The organism is Dechloromonas hankyongensis, from assembly GCF_022012295.1.
In the GTDB taxonomy this organism is placed as follows: domain Bacteria; phylum Pseudomonadota; class Gammaproteobacteria; order Burkholderiales; family Rhodocyclaceae; genus Azonexus; species Azonexus hankyongensis.
Genome location: NZ_JAKLTN010000002.1, coordinates 1,271,859 through 1,287,095, shown reverse-complemented (window position 1 = coordinate 1,287,095; position 15,237 = coordinate 1,271,859). Strand labels below are relative to the sequence as shown.

At 62.6% G+C, this 15,237-nt stretch carries 15 protein-coding genes and 2 tRNA genes; 10 read left to right on the top strand and 7 right to left on the bottom strand.

What is annotated here, in order from left to right; translation table 11 throughout:
- The first annotated feature begins 47 nt into the window (after positions 1 to 47).
- The 7 genes from hfq to LZ012_RS14670 all read left to right on the top strand — a co-directional run bounded on the left by hfq (position 48) and on the right by LZ012_RS14670 (position 6,385).
- Positions 48 to 284: an RNA chaperone Hfq gene (hfq, locus tag LZ012_RS14700; RefSeq protein WP_011288708.1), complete on the top strand. Its 237-nt coding sequence runs from the start codon at positions 48 to 50 to the stop codon at positions 282 to 284.
- Between the two features lie 63 nt (positions 285 to 347).
- On the top strand, positions 348 to 1,502 hold the full coding sequence (gene hflX / locus LZ012_RS14695; protein WP_275711575.1) for a GTPase HflX: 1,155 nt from the start codon (positions 348 to 350) through the stop codon (positions 1,500 to 1,502).
- A 35-nt stretch (positions 1,503 to 1,537) separates the two neighbouring features.
- Complete coding sequence (gene hflK, locus LZ012_RS14690) at positions 1,538 to 2,854, top strand: FtsH protease activity modulator HflK (protein ID WP_275711574.1); 1,317 nt, start codon at positions 1,538 to 1,540, stop codon at positions 2,852 to 2,854.
- Entirely contained in the window at positions 2,854 to 3,741 is an 888-nt protein-coding gene (hflC, locus tag LZ012_RS14685) for a protease modulator HflC (RefSeq protein WP_275711573.1), read from the top strand. The genes hflK and hflC overlap by 1 nt, the downstream gene beginning before the upstream one ends.
- A complete protein-coding gene (locus tag LZ012_RS14680; protein WP_275711572.1) occupies positions 3,738 to 3,923 on the top strand; it encodes a DUF2065 domain-containing protein in 186 nt (61 codons plus the stop codon). Before hflC ends, LZ012_RS14680 begins: the two co-directional genes overlap by 4 nt.
- Complete coding sequence (locus LZ012_RS14675) at positions 3,920 to 5,074, top strand: ATP phosphoribosyltransferase regulatory subunit (protein ID WP_275711571.1); 1,155 nt, start codon at positions 3,920 to 3,922, stop codon at positions 5,072 to 5,074. The genes LZ012_RS14680 and LZ012_RS14675 overlap by 4 nt, the downstream gene beginning before the upstream one ends.
- A 3-nt stretch (positions 5,075 to 5,077) precedes the next feature.
- Positions 5,078 to 6,385 carry an adenylosuccinate synthase gene (locus LZ012_RS14670; RefSeq protein ID WP_275711570.1) on the top strand — a complete coding sequence of 436 codons (1,308 nt, stop codon included), beginning with the start codon at positions 5,078 to 5,080 and terminating at the stop codon, positions 6,383 to 6,385.
- A 52-nt stretch (positions 6,386 to 6,437) separates the two neighbouring features.
- Here LZ012_RS14670 and LZ012_RS14665 read toward each other — a convergent pair whose 3' ends face one another.
- The 3 genes from LZ012_RS14665 to LZ012_RS14655 all read right to left on the bottom strand — a co-directional run bounded on the left by LZ012_RS14665 (position 6,438) and on the right by LZ012_RS14655 (position 7,331).
- The gene (locus LZ012_RS14665; protein WP_275711569.1) at positions 6,438 to 6,812 is read right to left on the bottom strand and encodes a hypothetical protein; all 375 of its coding nucleotides are present in this window, start codon (positions 6,810 to 6,812) and stop codon (positions 6,438 to 6,440) included.
- A 177-nt stretch (positions 6,813 to 6,989) separates the two neighbouring features.
- A tRNA-Leu gene (locus LZ012_RS14660) sits at positions 6,990 to 7,074 on the bottom strand.
- A 172-nt stretch (positions 7,075 to 7,246) separates the two neighbouring features.
- Positions 7,247 to 7,331 (bottom strand) — tRNA-Leu (locus LZ012_RS14655).
- A gap of 40 nt (positions 7,332 to 7,371) precedes the next feature.
- Between LZ012_RS14655 and rnr the strand changes: the two genes are divergently transcribed.
- Positions 7,372 to 9,813, top strand: coding sequence for a ribonuclease R (rnr, locus tag LZ012_RS14650; RefSeq protein ID WP_275711568.1), 2,442 nt, complete (start codon positions 7,372 to 7,374; stop codon positions 9,811 to 9,813).
- A gap of 18 nt (positions 9,814 to 9,831) precedes the next feature.
- Here the strand turns inward: rnr and LZ012_RS14645 are convergent, their stop codons facing one another.
- Complete coding sequence (locus tag LZ012_RS14645) at positions 9,832 to 10,698, bottom strand: HDOD domain-containing protein (RefSeq protein ID WP_275711567.1); 867 nt, start codon at positions 10,696 to 10,698, stop codon at positions 9,832 to 9,834.
- A gap of 152 nt (positions 10,699 to 10,850) precedes the next feature.
- On the opposite strand from LZ012_RS14645, the gene LZ012_RS14640 reads away from it, so the two are divergent.
- Entirely contained in the window at positions 10,851 to 11,381 is a 531-nt protein-coding gene (locus LZ012_RS14640; RefSeq protein ID WP_275711566.1) for a bacteriohemerythrin, read from the top strand.
- A gap of 83 nt (positions 11,382 to 11,464) precedes the next feature.
- A complete protein-coding gene (gene rlmB / locus LZ012_RS14635; RefSeq protein ID WP_275711565.1) occupies positions 11,465 to 12,196 on the top strand; it encodes a 23S rRNA (guanosine(2251)-2'-O)-methyltransferase RlmB in 732 nt (243 codons plus the stop codon).
- A 46-nt stretch (positions 12,197 to 12,242) separates the two neighbouring features.
- Here rlmB and LZ012_RS14630 read toward each other — a convergent pair whose 3' ends face one another.
- Genes LZ012_RS14630 through LZ012_RS14620 form a run of 3 tightly spaced genes read right to left on the bottom strand, consistent with a single transcriptional unit; the run spans position 12,243 to position 15,173 of the window.
- Complete coding sequence (locus LZ012_RS14630; protein WP_275711564.1) at positions 12,243 to 13,586, bottom strand: fused MFS/spermidine synthase; 1,344 nt, start codon at positions 13,584 to 13,586, stop codon at positions 12,243 to 12,245.
- Complete coding sequence (gene rarD, locus LZ012_RS14625; RefSeq protein ID WP_275711563.1) at positions 13,586 to 14,473, bottom strand: EamA family transporter RarD; 888 nt, start codon at positions 14,471 to 14,473, stop codon at positions 13,586 to 13,588. Before rarD ends, LZ012_RS14630 begins: the two co-directional genes overlap by 1 nt.
- 7 nt (positions 14,474 to 14,480) lie before the next feature.
- Positions 14,481 to 15,173, bottom strand: a complete 693-nt coding sequence (locus tag LZ012_RS14620) for a DUF599 domain-containing protein (RefSeq protein WP_275711562.1) — start codon at positions 15,171 to 15,173, stop codon at positions 14,481 to 14,483.
- Between the last annotated feature and the right edge of the window lie 64 nt (positions 15,174 to 15,237).

Here is a 15,237-nt window from a genome sequence, read left to right as displayed (position 1 = left end):
GGGTACATTAGGACCCTCATAACAACTACCACCATGGAGTCCACACCATGAGCAACAAAGGGCAACTGTTACAAGACCCCTTCCTCAACGCGCTTCGTCGCGAACATGTGCCAGTGTCTATTTATCTGGTGAACGGCATCAAACTGCAGGGCCAGGTCGAGTCTTTCGACCAATACGTCGTTCTTCTCAAGAACACGGTTACCCAGATGGTTTACAAGCACGCCATTTCCACGGTGGTGCCGGCCCGTCCGGTCAACCTCCAGCAGGAACAGGCGGCCGAATAATCTGCCCCTGTTCAGCGCCCCGCCGTTCTGGCGGGGTTGCGCTTCTCTCTCCCGGAAACGCCCATGATTGAACGACCCGCCGCCGGTGAACGCGCGGTGATCGTTCAGCTCGACTTCGGCCAGCCCGATCTCGAGGATCAACTGGAAGAAGTCCGCCTGCTCGCCGAATCGGCGGGCGGCATCGTGGTAGCCGAGGTTTACGGGCGTCGCCAGAGCCCCGACCCCAAGACCTATGCCGGCAAGGGCAAGGTCGATGAAATCGGTGCCATGCTGGCGGCCGGTGACGCCGATCTGGTTATCTTCAACCACGATCTATCGCCGGCGCAGCAGCGCAATCTGGAGCGGGCACTGAAGTGCCGGGTCATCGACCGCACCAGCCTGATCCTCGATATCTTCGCCTTGCGCGCTTCCAGTGCCGAGGGCAAGTTGCAGGTCGAACTGGCCCAGCTCGAGCATTTGTCTACCCGGCTGGTGCGCGGCTGGACTCACCTTGAACGGCAGCGCGGCGGTATCGGCATGCGCGGCCCGGGTGAAAAGCAGCTGGAAACTGACCGTCGCCTGCTCGGCAACCGCGTCAAGTTGCTGAAGGATAGGCTGGCCAAACTGACCCGCCAGCGCGGTGTGCAGCGCAAGGCCCGGATGCGGGGCGACGTGCTCAGCGTCTCCCTGGTCGGCTATACCAACGCCGGGAAATCCACGCTGTTCAATGCCCTGACTCATGCCGGCGTGTACGCGGCGGACCAGTTGTTTGCCACGCTCGATACGACGTCGCGCAAACTGTGGATCGCGGGAGCCGGCAATATCGTCATTTCCGATACCGTCGGTTTTATACGTGACCTGCCGCACTCACTGGTCGATGCGTTTCATGCGACACTGGAAGCCGCGACCGATGCCGATGTCCTGTTGCACGTGGTCGATAGTGCCAGTCATGCCCGGGATGAGCAGATGAGTGAGGTCAACAAGGTGCTGGCGGAAATTGGCGCCGATCGCGTTCGGCAGGTCGTGGTCTGGAACAAGATCGACCTGACCGAAGCTTCGCCGGGAGTCGAGGCGGACGAGTATGGTAATATCGCGCGCGTTCGTGTCAGTGCACGGTCAGGTGAAGGGCTCGATCTGCTGCGCGAATCGTTGGCCGAATATGCGCGCGCCAAGGCCGAGGCCCGACAGAAAGCGTTGGACCAGGCTGAACGCGAAGCTCAAAACGACTATATTAATTGACCCCGATATTCATGATTCCGACCATAGGTATTTTCATGTCGCTCAATGACCCGCAGTGGGGCAACCGTGGTGGTGATGACGGTGACAAACCGGGCAGCAACGGCCCGCGTCGCCCTAATGACGGCCCCCCCGATCTGGAAGATCTCTGGCGCGATTTCAACCGCCGGCTGAATGGCATGTTCGGTAACAAGCGCGGCGGCGGTGGCGGCGGAAATGGCAGCGGCGACGGTCCGCGCATGCCGCAGATTGATTTCAATCCGCGCTTCCTGGGCGGCGGTATCGGGCTGCTGCTCGGTTTGGCAGCGATTGTCTGGCTGGCTTCCGGCTTCTATATCGTCGATGCCTCGCAACGCGGTCTGGTCCTTCAGTTCGGCAGTTTCAAGGAAGCGACCGAGCCCGGCCTGCGCTGGCGCCTGCCTTATCCGATCCAGTCGCACGAACTGGTCAACCTGACCGGCGTGCGTACCATCGAAATCGGTTACCGGGGTAGCGAGCGCAACAAGGTGCTCAAGGAAGCGCTGATGCTCACCGATGACGAAAACATCGTGAACATCCAGTTCGCCGTTCAGTATGTCCTCAAGGATCCGGTCGATTACCTGTTCAACAACCGGTCGACCGACGAAGCGGTGATGGGCGCCGCCGAAACCGCAGTCCGCGAAATCGTCGGCAAGAGCAAGATGGACTACGTACTGTATGAAGGTCGCGAGCAGATCGCCACCCAGGCGGCCAAGCTGATGCAGGACATCCTGGATCGCTACCAAAGCGGCATCCTGATTTCCAAGGTCACCATGCAGAACGCCCAGCCTCCGGAGCAGGTCCAGGCTGCTTTCGACGACGCTGTCAAGGCCGGCCAGGATCGCGAGCGCCAGAAGAACGAAGGCCAGGCCTATGCCAACGACGTGATCCCCAAGGCCAAGGGTACGGCGGCACGCCTGCTGCAGGAAGCCGACGGTTACAAGCAGCGCGTCATTTCGACGGCCGAGGGCGATGCCTCGCGCTTCAAGCAGGTGGTGACCGAATACGCCAAGGCGCCGGAAGTGACGCGTCAGCGCATGTACCTGGATACCATGCAGCAGATTTTCGCCAATACCAGCAAGGTTCTCGTGGATGCCAAGGGGCAGGGCAACCTGCTTTACCTGCCGCTCGACAAGCTGATGCAGGCTACCGCTGCCGCCACCGCCGCCCAGGCGGCACCGGAAGCGTCGGTCGCCCCGTCGACGGCCCGCCCATCGGCCCCCCTGTCGTCCGATGCGCCGCCGCAGATGGAAAATGCGCCTAAGGTCGGTGGTGGTTCGTATTCGTCTACTTCGCGCGACGGTTCGTTGCGTTCGCGTGATCGGGAGGGCCGTTGATGAGCTCGCGCATCAATCTGTTGGGCGCGCTGGCCGCGACCGTTCTGGTCATTCTGGCGATGTCGATGTTTACCGTCGATCAACGCCAGTACGCCGTGGTTTTCCAGCTCGGTGAAGTCAAGCGGGCGATTGCTGAACCGGGCCTCTATTTCAAGGTGCCGATGGTTCAGAACGTGCGCTATTTTGAGAAGCGCATCATTACGCTGGACAATGCCGAACCGGAGCGTTTCATCACCTCCGAGAAGAAGAACGTGCTGGTCGACTCCTACATCAAGTGGCGCATCGTCGATCCCAAGCTGTACTACATTTCGGTGGGCGGCGACGAGTCGCGTGCCAAGACGCGTCTGAACCAGACGGTCAACGCCGGTTTGCGCGAAGAATTCGGCAAGCGGACGGTGCATGACGTGGTGTCCGGCGAACGTGAGAAGATCATGGACAAGATGCGCGAAAAGGCCGATGCCGATGCGCGCAAGATCGGCGTCCAGATCGTCGACGTCCGCCTGAAGCGCGTCGAGCTGCCGACCGAGGTCAGCGAAGCGGTCTATCGCCGCATGGAAGCCGAGCGCAAGCGGGTCGCCAACGAGTTGCGTTCCGAAGGTTCTGCCGAGGCCGAGAAGATCCGTGCCGATGCCGACCGCCAGCGCGAAATCATCGTCGCCGAAGCCTACCGCGATGCCCAGAAGATCAAGGGCGAGGGCGATGCCAAGGCGACCAATACCTATGCCCAGGCTTTTGGCCAGAATGCGGAGTTCTACGCCTTCTACCGCAGCCTTGAAGCCTATCGCGGCAGCTTCAAGAGCCGGAACGACGTGCTGGTCGTCGAACCGGGTTCCGAATTCTTCAAGTACATGAAGAGTGCCGGGCGTGGCAACGACAAGGGCAAATGACGTCTACGCTGCTCCTCGCCTTCGCGCTGATGCTGGTGCTCGAAGGCGCCATGCCTTTCATTGCGCCGGCGGCATGGCGTGAAACCTTTCGCCGTCTTACTCAATTTTCGGATGGGCAGATCCGCTTCGTCGGCCTGACGTCGATGCTGATCGGCCTGATCCTTCTGATGCTTTTCTCATGAACTGGCTGTTACCTGAATACCTGGCCGATGCACTGCCCGCCGAGGCGGCCCGCATCGAGCGTTTGCGCCGCACGGTGCTTGACCACTTCCGCAGTCGCGGTTTCGAACTGGTCATGCCGCCCATGCTGGAATACCTTGAATCGCTCCTCACCGGGGCCGGGCAAGACCTCAAGCTGCGCACCTTCAAGCTCATTGATCAATTGACTGGCCGCACGCTGGGCGTACGTGCCGATATCACGCCGCAGGCCGCGCGCATCGATGCGCACCTGCTCAACCATCAGGGCGTCACCCGCCTGTGCTACTGCGATAGCGTGCTGCATACCTTGCCGGCAACGATCTCCGCCAGTCGCGAGCCCTTGCAGATCGGCGCCGAACTCTACGGCTATGCCGGCATCGCGGCCGATCTGGAGGTCGTGCGTTTGATGGCAGGCGCCTTTGACAAAATCAAGCTGCCGCTCAGCCGTATCGATCTCGGGCATGTCGGTATCTTCCGCGCCCTGGCCGAAGCGGCCGGCTTGCCTCAGGAGGCCGAGGACAACCTGCTCAGCCTGCTCCAGGCCAAGGATGTGCCGGGCCTGATCGACGCCTGCGCCGACGTCCCGTCGCCGTACCGCGAGGCGCTGCAGCGTTTGCCGCAACTCTACGGTGGCGTAGAGGTTCTCGACCGAGCGGCGGCTGAACTGCCTGCTTTGCCGGCGATTACCGAAGCGCTGAATGGCTTGCGCCATCTGCTGGCCGGGGCGTCGGAGCTGCCGTTCTCGATCGACCTTTCTGACCTGCGCGGTTACCACTATCACAACGGGGTGGTTTTCGCCGCCTACTGCGATGGATACCCGGCGGCGATCGCCCTCGGCGGGCGTTACGATGGTGCCGGCAAGGCGTTCGGGCGGGCGCGTCCCGCCACCGGCTTCTCGATGGACCTGCGCGAAGTCGCGCGCCTGGTGCCGGCCGGCAAGAGCGTCGGCGCCATCCTGGCGCCGCATGTCGGCAAGGATGTACGACTGGCAACCCATATCGCGACCCTGCGCGAGCAGGGGGAGATCGTCGTCGAACTCTTGCCGGGCGAAACTGCCTGCGAGGGGCCGTTCTGCGACCGCAAACTGGCGCTGGTCGGCGAACACTGGATTATTGAAGCAATACAAGAGGACTAAAAAATGGCCAAGAATGTCATCGTGGTGGGCACCCAGTGGGGCGACGAGGGTAAGGGCAAGATCGTCGACTGGCTGACCGATCACGCCAGCGGGGTCGTGCGTTTCCAAGGCGGCCACAATGCCGGCCATACCCTGGTTGTCGGCGAAAACGTCTACAAGCTGAACCTGGTGCCGTCCGGCATCGTGCGTGACGGCGTCGATTGCTACATCGGCAACGGTGTCGTGCTCGACATCCATCACCTGATTTCCGAAATCGCCGAACTGGAAAAGGGCGGTATCGACGTTCGTTCACGCCTGAAGATCAGCCCGGGATGTCCGATCATCCTGCCGTACCATTCGGCCATCGACAAGGCTCGCGAGGGCGCCAAGTGCGCCGACAAGAAGATCGGTACGACCGGCAAGGGCATCGGCCCGACTTACGAGGACAAGGTTTCCCGCCGCGGCCTGCGCGTCTATGACCTGTTCCATCCGGAGCGCTTTGCCGAGAAGCTGAAGGAAGTCCTCGAATATCACAATTTCGTGCTGACCCAGTACTTCAAGGCCGATCCGGTCGATTTCCAGATGGTCTACGACCAGGCGATGGCCGATGCCGAATACATCAAGCCGCTGGTTGTTGACGTCTCCGCGGCGCTCTACGATGCCAACAAGGCCGGTCAGAACATGCTGTTCGAAGGCGCCCAGGGCACCCTGCTCGACATCGACCACGGCACCTATCCGTTCGTCACCTCGTCGAACTGCGTGGCCGGCCAGGCGGCAGCCGGCGCCGGTATCGGCCCGGGCATGCTGCATTACGTGCTGGGTATCACCAAGGCCTACTGCACCCGCGTTGGTGGCGGTCCGTTCCCGAGCGAGCTGGATATCGACACCGAAGGTACGCCGGGCCACCAGATGTTCAGCGTCGGCAAGGAATTCGGCACGGTGACCGGGCGCAAGCGCCGTTGCGGCTGGTTCGACGCCGCCCTGCTGCGCCGTTCGGCCCGCATCAACGGCCTGACCGGGCTGTGCATCACCAAGCTGGACGTGCTCGATGGTCTGAAGGAAATCAAGATCTGCACTGGCTACCAGCTTGGCGACAAGGTGGTCGACCTGCTGCCAATTGGGGCCGATGATGTGGCGCGTTGCGTGCCCATCTACGAGACGATGCCGGGCTGGGAGGGCACCACCTTCCGCGTCAAGCGCTGGGAAGACCTGCCGGTCAATGCTCAGGCCTACCTGAATCGTCTGGAACAGCTGTGCGAAGTGCCGATCGCCATCGTGTCGACCGGTCCGGAGCGCGACGAGACCATCCTCAAGCAGCATCCGTTCAAGTAATCCGCATTCAGCGGAGGCAATGAATAACGGGCCCGGCGGGCCCGTTTTGTTTTTAGCGGGCCGGGACGGCCTGCCAGCCTTCCGGGCAGGCGTTGGTGTAGGGGTAGTACTGATCGGACGAGCCGCAGTAGTACCAGACGTCACTACGCGCTGGAGGGGCGCTGTAAACCGGGGCAGGAGGGACGTACACCGGTGCGCTATAGACCGGCGCCGGTTGCGCGTAGGCGTTGCTGTAGGCGGCGGCGCCGATGGCCAGGCCGGCGATGGCCAGCACGGCAGCCGGGCCTACCCAACTGCCGCCGCCGTGATGGTGTTCGTGCATCGGCGGGCGGAAATCGCCGCGGTGGCGCCCCCAGTCGGCCTGTGCCGACGTGTTGACGGTCATGGCAAGGGCGGCAGCTAGGCAGAGGGTGGCAGTCTTTTTCATGATTCGGCTCGTGATTGTCGTTGGAACAAGCCGAATAACGCGTCATGGCAGGGGGGCGATTACCGATGCTGTGTACGCTTCTGTTAGCAATTGTTACAGCGGTCGGCGGGGTACGGGAATGCCATGCGCAGAAATGAAAAAAGGCTTCGATCGCTCGAAGCCTTCAATCAAAATCGCTGGTGCCCAGGAAGGGACTCGAACCCCCACGGAGTTACCCGCTAGTACCTGAAACTAGTGCGTCTACCAATTCCGCCACCTGGGCACAGGTGCGAAGAGCGCGCATTTTACATGATTTTCGCCCGCTGTAAACATTTTTCGCACAGAGATTGCATTCGGGATTTTTGCGGACGCTGTGAGACAATTCGGTCAGCCGTTCGGCGGGAGCCGAAAAGAAAAAAGGCTTCGATCGCTCGAAGCCTTCAATCAAAAATCGCTGGTGCCCAGGAAGGGACTCGAACCCCCACGGAGTTACCCGCTAGTACCTGAAACTAGTGCGTCTACCAATTCCGCCACCTGGGCACAGGTGCGAAGAGCGCGCATTCTAGAGGAAATACCGTTAATGTCAAGAAAGAAGCTGTCCAAGGTCCGTCGGGCCGATCCATTTTTCGAGCGCGAGTCGGCGCGCTACGACTTCCCCCTGCCGTCGCGCGAGTATGTTTCGCAAATGCTGGCCGATGAGGGGCGGCCGCTCAGTTTCATCGAACTGACCGAATTGCTCGATATCGCCGGCAGCGAGCGCGAGATGTTCCAGCGCCGCCTGGGGGCCATGGAGCGCGAAGGGCAGCTTATGCGCAACCGCAAGGGCGCTTACATCCTGCCCGAGCGGGCCAGCCTGACGCCGGGCAAGATCCAGGGCCATCCGGACGGGTACGGCTTCCTGATTCCCGATGACGGCAGTGCCGACATCTTTCTCGACCAGCACCAGATGGGCAAGGTGCTGCATGGCGACCGGGCGCTGGTCCGGGTCACCGGCATCGACCGCAAGGGGCGTCCGGAGGGCAGCATCGTCGAAGTGACCGAGCGGGTGAATACGCGCGTGGTCGGCCGGGTTTTCGTCGAGCATGGCGTGGTGGTCGTGGTGCCCGAGAACAAGCGCATTTCACAGGACATCCTGGTGCCGCCGGAAAAGAAGGCCAAGGACAAGCCGCTGTCCGGGCAGGTGGTGATGGTCGAGATCATCGAGCAGCCGAGCAAGTATTCGCAGCCGATCGGCAAGATCATCGAAGTGCTCGGCAACTATGCCGATCCCGGCATGGAGATCGAGATCGCCCTGCGCAAGCATGACCTGCCCTTCGAATTTTCACGGGCAGCGCTGGAAGAGAACAAGAAACTGCCGGACAAGGTGCGCAAGACCGACCTGAAGGGCAGAGAGGATTTGCGTGAATTGCCGCTGGTCACCATCGACGGCGAGACGGCACGCGATTTCGACGATGCCGTGTTCTGTGAAAAGAAGGGGCGCGGCTGGCGGCTGGTGGTGGCCATCGCCGACGTGTCGCATTACGTCAAGCCGGGCATGGCGCTCGACCGTGAGGCGCTGGAGCGCGGCAATTCAGTCTATTTCCCGCGCAGGGTCATCCCCATGCTGCCGGAAAAGCTGTCGAACGGCATCTGTTCGCTGAATCCGGATGTCGAGCGGATGGCCATGGTGTGCGACATGGACATCAGCGCGGCGGGCAAGATCGGCAAGTACCGTTTTTATCCTGCCGTCTTCCGCTCGCATGCCCGACTGACCTACAACCTGGTGTGGTCCTGGCTGTCTGGTGAAAAAAAGCCCGAAACCGAGGCGCATCAGGCCGTTCTGCCGCACGTGCAGAATCTCTACAAGCTTTTCGGCGCGCTGCACAAGGCACGGGCCGAGCGCGGCGCCATCGATTTCGAGACGACCGAGACGATGATGCTGTTCAACGACCAGGGCAAGATCGAGAACATCGTGCCCGTCGTGCGTAACGACGCCCACCGCATCATCGAGGAGTGCATGCTGGCCGCCAACGTGTGTGCCTCGGCTTTCCTCGAGAAGCACAAGCAGATCTGCCTGTATCGCGTCCACGAAGGCCCGTCCGAGGACAAACTGAAGAACCTGCGCGCCTTTCTCGGCGAATTCGGTCTCGCCCTGGGTGGCGGTGACGATCCGCGCGCTAAGGATTACGGCATCCTGCTCGAGAAGGTAAAGCAGAGACCGGACTTCCAACTGCTGCAGACGGTGATGCTGCGTTCGCTGAAGCAGGCGATGTATAGCCCGGACAACGTCGGTCACTTCGGCCTTGCCTACGACCATTACACCCACTTCACTTCGCCCATCCGGCGCTATCCCGACTTGCTGGTCCATCGCGCCATCAAGGCCGTGCTGGAAGGTGAGAAATACGTGCCGGAGCGCGAATGGGACGATATCGGCCTGCAATGTTCGGCCACCGAGCGCCGTGCCGACGAGGCGACGCGCGACGTCGAGAACTGGCTGAAATGTTTCTTCATGAAGGAGCGCATCGGCGAGGAGTTCGACGGTACGATCTCGGCGGTGACCGCCTTCGGCATTTTCGTGGCGCTCGACGCGATCTACATCGAAGGCCTGGTGCATGTGTCCGAACTGGGGTCGGATTATTTCCAGTTCGACAACATCAAGCACCAGATGCTGGGCGAACGGACCGGCCAGCGTTTCCGTCTGGGCGACCGGGTGCGCGTCAAGCTGGTCAGGGCCGATCTTGAATCGAACCGGATCGATTTCGTGCTGGCCCAGGACGAACGCCGGCTGGCCGGCCGCAAAGCCGCGCCCAAGGCGGACAGTGCCAAAATACCGGCGGCGATGGTGAAGCCGGTGGCCAAACCTGCCGCCAAACCAGCGGCAAAACGGGCAATCAAACCGGCAGCCAAGCCAGCAGCTAAACCGAAAGCCAAGGCGAAATCGGCCAAAGTGTCCGCCAAGGCCGGCGCTGCCAAGCCGACTGCCGGACGGACCAAGGCTGTGGCAGCGAAACCGTCGCGCAAGCAGCCCGCCAAACAGCGCTGACCCAGGACTTGCGCGTCGCTACGGATGGCTGGGATTGAGCAGGTCTTCCGCCTTGGCAACGATGCCGGCGATGTGCGTTTCGTCCAGGCCGGGCAGTTGCTCGGCGAGCCACGCCAGGCTGGTGCCGGGAATGATCTGCCCGGCTTCGGCGATATCCGACGGCAGGGCGGGGCTGCTGCCGCCCTCGGTCAGGATGTGGCGGGCCGTGTCGATGCACAGGCGCGACAAATTGGCCCGGGTGTTGTCGATGCCGCGGATCAATTGCGTGAGCAGCGACGGCAGATGCCATATGGTGGCGCATTTCAGGGTCAGGTCCTTGAAGCGGAAGCCGCAGGTATCGACCTGAGCCTGCAGCGAGCGGGAGGAATGCCCGGAGTGCAGCGCGGCGAGGGCGTTCAATGGCAGGTCGGGGGCAAAGGACCAGAGCAGCAATTCGCCGATTTCCGATAACAGGGCAGCCATGGCCACCTCGTCCGGCGACACGTCGGCGCGCGCGCTTCCCCAGCGCAGCGCCAGGCGGCTGGCCAGGTGCGCACGCGCCTCGCATTCGGCCAGGCCGGCATTCGTTTCATCGGTTTCCGGGCAATTCAACAGCAGTTGGTGGACGGTATCGCTACCCAACTGCATGACCGTGGCGAGCGGCGTCGTGGTTTCGTGCCCCAGGCGCTGCACGCGATGCGCTTCGGCCTCCCGGAGCAGGCGAAGGCACAGGAAAGGATCGGCGGCAGCGATGTCGGCAAGGTCGCGCGCCGATAATTTTTCCCCGCGCTCGGCTTCCAGTTCAAGCAGGCGGGTTTTCGAGCGCCGCATGCAAGGGAGATCATGGTTGCTCAGGTAGGCAGCCCATTGATCGACGCCCCAACGTTTCTGGTTTTCCTTAAGCATCTTGCTCTCGCATGCCCTGATTAGTCATTAACGGTTAGATATTCAAAAACTGTATCCCGTTGAGCATATTTCATCCGTTTCGAATTAAAATACCGCGTTATCCAAATAGCGGGGTGGCCATGACGAAACTGCGGAGCGTGCCGATTCATGACATGAGAGGCGGTTCTGTCGATTCGTTATCGGATGCCGTCGGTCATTGGCTGGAAGCGGGGGCTTTGCCGCCGGAACTGGTCACCGGGCATAAGCTGATCGACTTCGAGCACCGCTTTCTGATCGGTGCCATTGCCAACCTGCGCAAGGTTTGTGGCGATTATCTGTCGTTCAAGGATTGCGCCGAGTGCGCCAAGTCGATGCAGGAGCGCTGTGAGGGCAGCCTGATCGGCCTGCTCGGCGACGTCTTCGCGTTTATCCTCGATCACTTCAAGAACGAAGAGGCGATCATGCGCGATTCCCTGATGCAGGTGGTCGATCGCGACGTGTGCGAGGCCCACATGGAAGACCACGCCGAAATCGCCGCCAAGGTCCAGGAAATCGTTTCGGCGCTGGACACCTCGCATATCGTTTCGCGCATCCGCGATCTGGACGCCTTGCTGTCGCGCTGGGTCAACAACCACATTTCCCTGCACGATATGTTGCTCGCTCGCTGGGTGGCCCGTAGCGACGCGCTGATCGACCACGGTTGAAAGGCGGCCGGCAAAGCCCGGCCGTTTAGCGAGCGAGGCTGGCGACGCGGTAGAATCCGCCATCCTGAATTCTGAAAGCAGTCATGTCCTCCCGTCTGATCTACGGTTTCCACGCCGTCATCTCCAAACTCCGCCACGATCCGGGTTCGATCAAGGAAATCATGGTCGATGCGACGCGTCAGGATGCCCGTGCCCGCGACCTGCTCAAGCACGCCGAATTGCAGGATATCCGCATCATCGCCACCGACGGCAAGCGGCTCGACGGCATGGCGCCGGATGGCAAGCACCAGGGCGTGGTGGCGCGCATCGAGGGCGGCCGCAAGGTGGCCCATCTCGACGACGTGCTCGATACGCTCGAGGAGCCGGCTTTCCTGCTGATGCTCGACGGCATCACCGATCCGCGCAACCTCGGCGCCTGCCTGCGGGTTGCCGATGCGGCCGGCGTCCATGCCGTCATCGCCCCCAAGGACCGGGCAGTCGGCCTGACCGACGTGGCGGCCAAGACAGCCTGCGGCGCTGCCGAGACGGTGCCCTACGTGATGGTCACCAATCTGGCGCGGACGCTGCGCGAACTGCAGGAGCGCGACATCTGGGTGATCGGCACGGCTGGCGAGGCGGAGAGCGATCTCTACGCTGCCGAATGGCCCAAGGCCACCGCCTGGGTGCTGGGGGCGGAAGGCGAAGGCATGCGTCGCCTGACCCGCGAAAACTGCGACCAGTTGGTCAAGATTCCCATGCACGGCAGCGTCGAGAGCCTGAACGTCTCGGTGGCGGCCGGCGTATGCCTGTTCGAGGCGCGACGTCGGCTGGCTTGAGCCGCGATAGTCCGTCGGTCAGGGGGCTGGCCGGCGGCGCACCGCATTACCGCGAACGGGCGCGGTCGAGATCGGCGCGGTTCTTCTCGTCGCGATAGATCTGCACCGACGCCGGCTGGCTGCTGGCGAAACAGGCGACCTCGACATTGGCCAGCGGCTTGCCCTTGTGCAGCACATCCACCGCGCAGCGGCCGAAAACGCTCTCTATGGTCGCCAGCAGGTTGCGGGCGTAGGGCGTCTCCAGCTTGCCGTCGAGGATCAGGTTGGCGAGCAGGACACCGTCCGCCTTCAGCACCCGGCGGGCGCCGCTCCAGAATTCGCGGGTGACCAGGTGGCCGGGAATCGAGGTGTGCGAGCTGTAGACATCGACGACCACGGCATCGAAGCGCCGCTCCGTGGTGGCGATGAAGCGGCGGGCGTCGTCGGCGATGAATTCGCCACGCGCATTGTCGTGCAGGAAGTGCTGTTCGGCGACATCGCGAATTTTGGGATCGATGTCGACGTAGGTATAGCGGTTCGCCGGCTCGCGGTGCGACAGCGTGAAACCGCCGGCGCCAAGGACCAAGATATCCCGATCGCGGAAGCCAAGGTCGTCGCGCAATATCCGGCGCAGGTGCTCGATGTAGCGCGTGTAATGTGGCGGTTCGCTGGCATCGATCAGCGAAGCCAGCGACTTGTTGACCATGAAGGCCCGCGCGTCCTGCTGCCCCTCGATTTCGACGGCGTTTACGACATAGTCGGCGTAGGCCGTGTCGGCCGTCAGGTCATGCAGGAGGTTGATGGCGGCGACCAGGCCGGCGGTGGCCAGCGCGAGCGCCACCACTGTCGCTTGCCGGCCGGCCAGCAGCAGGACGCCGATCAGCAAACCGAAAGCACACGCGGCAACGGCCGCGGAAACGCCCAGCCATTGCATGACCACCAGCGACAGCGTGAGCGAGCCGAGGAAGGAGCCGAGCGTTGACCAGTAGAGCGCCATGCCGCTCGCTTCGCCGGTGCGCTGCGTTTGCATCAGGTTGGTCAGGATAGGCACGGTCTGGCCGAGCAGCCAGGCGATGGGGCACAGGATGGCAGCAATGAAGCACAGGTAGGCAATCAGGACCGGTTGCAGATGGGCGAACATCCAGTCCACGCTCAGGCCGGCCAGGCCCAATCCGGCCAGCATCGCGGAGATCAGAAAGTTGCGGGCGACGATGCGGCGGTAGTCGGCGCTGACCTGAGCGCCCGCAGCGTAGCCGAGGGCCAGGGCGAGCAGGAAGAAGCCGATGGTCGGTGCGGTGACCACGATGGAGCTGCCGACATGGGGCAGTAGCCGGCGCAGGGCGATGACTTCGGCGCCGAGCGAGCAGAATCCTTCGATGAAAACGATGGCGTAGAGGAGAAGGCGCGACATCAGCCGGCTTTCCGGTATTTCTGCCAGGCGCTCCAGCTGAAGATGAAGAGGCCGATCCAGATCAGGGCAAAGCTGACCAGGCGGGCGGTCTGCAGCGGCTCGCCGAACAAGTAGACGGCGGTCAGGAACTGCATGGTCGGGTTGATGTACATCAGCATGCCGACGGTGGCCAGATCAAGGCGCTGCGTGGCGGCGGCAAAGGCCATCAGGGGCAGGGCAGTCAGGATGCCGGCCCCGATGAGCAGTGCCGTGCTCGAATCGGCGGCCACGGTGAATACGGCATGGCCGTGGGCGCCTTGCCAGGCCGCGTAGAACAGGCAGATCGGCAGCATGGCCAGGGTTTCCAGCCACAGCCCGGAAATCGCGTCGATCGGCACCTGCTTGCGCAGCAAGCCGTAGCAGCCGAAAGTGGCGGCCAGGAACAGCGATATCCAGGGCAGCGTGCCGAGCGACACCAGTTCGTTGCCGACGGCGACGACAGCCAGCGCGATGGCCAGCCATTCCTTGCCGTTCAGGCGCTCCTTCAGCACGAGCAGGGCGAGCAGCACATTGACCAGCGGGGTCAGGAAATAGCCCAGGCTGGCGGCGACGACCTGCTGGTGATCGACGGCCCACAGGAAGCCGAGCCAGTTGCTGCCGAGCAGCAGGGCGGCAGCGCTCAGGCGGATGACATGGCGCGGCTGGGCGAACAGGCCGCGGACGCTGGACCAGCGGCGGCGGAGGGTGAGCAGCAGCGCCACGAAGACGAAGGCCCACAGCGTGCGGTTGGACAGGATGTCCATGGGGGAAACATGGCCCAGCTGCCGGAAATAGAGCGGGAAGAAGCCCCAGATGACGTAAGCGAGCAGGCCGTAGCCGATGCCGGCCAGCGGAAAATGGGGGGTCATGACTTGATCAGGGCTGGTCGCGCAGGATGTGGAGGGCGGGCGAACGATAGTCGCGCCGGAACAGCACGATGAGCACGACGATAGACAACAGGCCGAGCACGGCCGAGTTGAGCAGCCAGCCGGAGGCGGCGAGGCCGAAATAGTAGGCGCGGATGCCCCGGTTGAAGTCGTCGCCGGCCAGGTTGTTGGCGCCGGCGACGCGCCGGGCGTAGCTGTCGATGGCCGGCTCGCCGGTTTTGCCAAAAGGGGCGGCGCCGACCAGGATAGATAGCAGGTTGAACTGGCGCAGGGACCAGGTGAACTTGAAATAGGCGAAGACGAAGCTGGCGAGGACCAGCATCAGCTTGATTTCGAGCAGTTCGCGATTGCCGGTATTGCCGAATGGCAGGTCGGCGGTAAAGCTGATCAACTTGTCGGAGGCACCGAGCGCGGCGACCAGGCCGGCAATGATGTAGATGGTGGTGTTGGCGTAGAAGGAGACGCTGGTGACCAGATTGCCGATCAAGGTCGAGTCGGCGACGCGCACTTCGCGTTCCAGCATGCGGTAGGCCCAGGACAGCCGATAGTGCTGGCTGGTGCGGATCAGCCCGCCGACGCCCCACTGGCTGTGTTCGGAATACCAGGCATAACCGGCCCAGCAGGCAAAGAAGACGACCAGCGCCAGCCAATCGATGGCGGCAAGATGGGGCAAGGCATGCATTCCGGCATATTGCCACATCGCCGGAGCTTGCGATATTGGGGAAACCCGCCGCCGCGCCCCGGGT

Coding starts and splice junctions, on each gene's coding strand:
- hfq (WP_011288708.1), top strand. CDS start 48: ATGAGCAACAAAGGGCAACTGTTACAAGACCCCTTCCTCAACGCGCTT.
- hflX (WP_275711575.1), top strand. CDS start 348: ATGATTGAACGACCCGCCGCCGGTGAACGCGCGGTGATCGTTCAGCTC.
- hflK (WP_275711574.1), top strand. CDS start 1,538: ATGTCGCTCAATGACCCGCAGTGGGGCAACCGTGGTGGTGATGACGGT.
- hflC (WP_275711573.1), top strand. CDS start 2,854: ATGAGCTCGCGCATCAATCTGTTGGGCGCGCTGGCCGCGACCGTTCTG.
- LZ012_RS14680 (WP_275711572.1), top strand. CDS start 3,738: ATGACGTCTACGCTGCTCCTCGCCTTCGCGCTGATGCTGGTGCTCGAA.
- LZ012_RS14675 (WP_275711571.1), top strand. CDS start 3,920: ATGAACTGGCTGTTACCTGAATACCTGGCCGATGCACTGCCCGCCGAG.
- LZ012_RS14670 (WP_275711570.1), top strand. CDS start 5,078: ATGGCCAAGAATGTCATCGTGGTGGGCACCCAGTGGGGCGACGAGGGT.
- LZ012_RS14665 (WP_275711569.1), bottom strand. CDS start 6,812: ATGAAAAAGACTGCCACCCTCTGCCTAGCTGCCGCCCTTGCCATGACC.
- rnr (WP_275711568.1), top strand. CDS start 7,372: ATGTCAAGAAAGAAGCTGTCCAAGGTCCGTCGGGCCGATCCATTTTTC.
- LZ012_RS14645 (WP_275711567.1), bottom strand. CDS start 10,698: ATGCTTAAGGAAAACCAGAAACGTTGGGGCGTCGATCAATGGGCTGCC.
- LZ012_RS14640 (WP_275711566.1), top strand. CDS start 10,851: ATGAGAGGCGGTTCTGTCGATTCGTTATCGGATGCCGTCGGTCATTGG.
- rlmB (WP_275711565.1), top strand. CDS start 11,465: ATGTCCTCCCGTCTGATCTACGGTTTCCACGCCGTCATCTCCAAACTC.
- LZ012_RS14630 (WP_275711564.1), bottom strand. CDS start 13,586: ATGTCGCGCCTTCTCCTCTACGCCATCGTTTTCATCGAAGGATTCTGC.
- rarD (WP_275711563.1), bottom strand. CDS start 14,473: ATGACCCCCCATTTTCCGCTGGCCGGCATCGGCTACGGCCTGCTCGCT.
- LZ012_RS14620 (WP_275711562.1), bottom strand. CDS start 15,173: ATGCATGCCTTGCCCCATCTTGCCGCCATCGATTGGCTGGCGCTGGTC.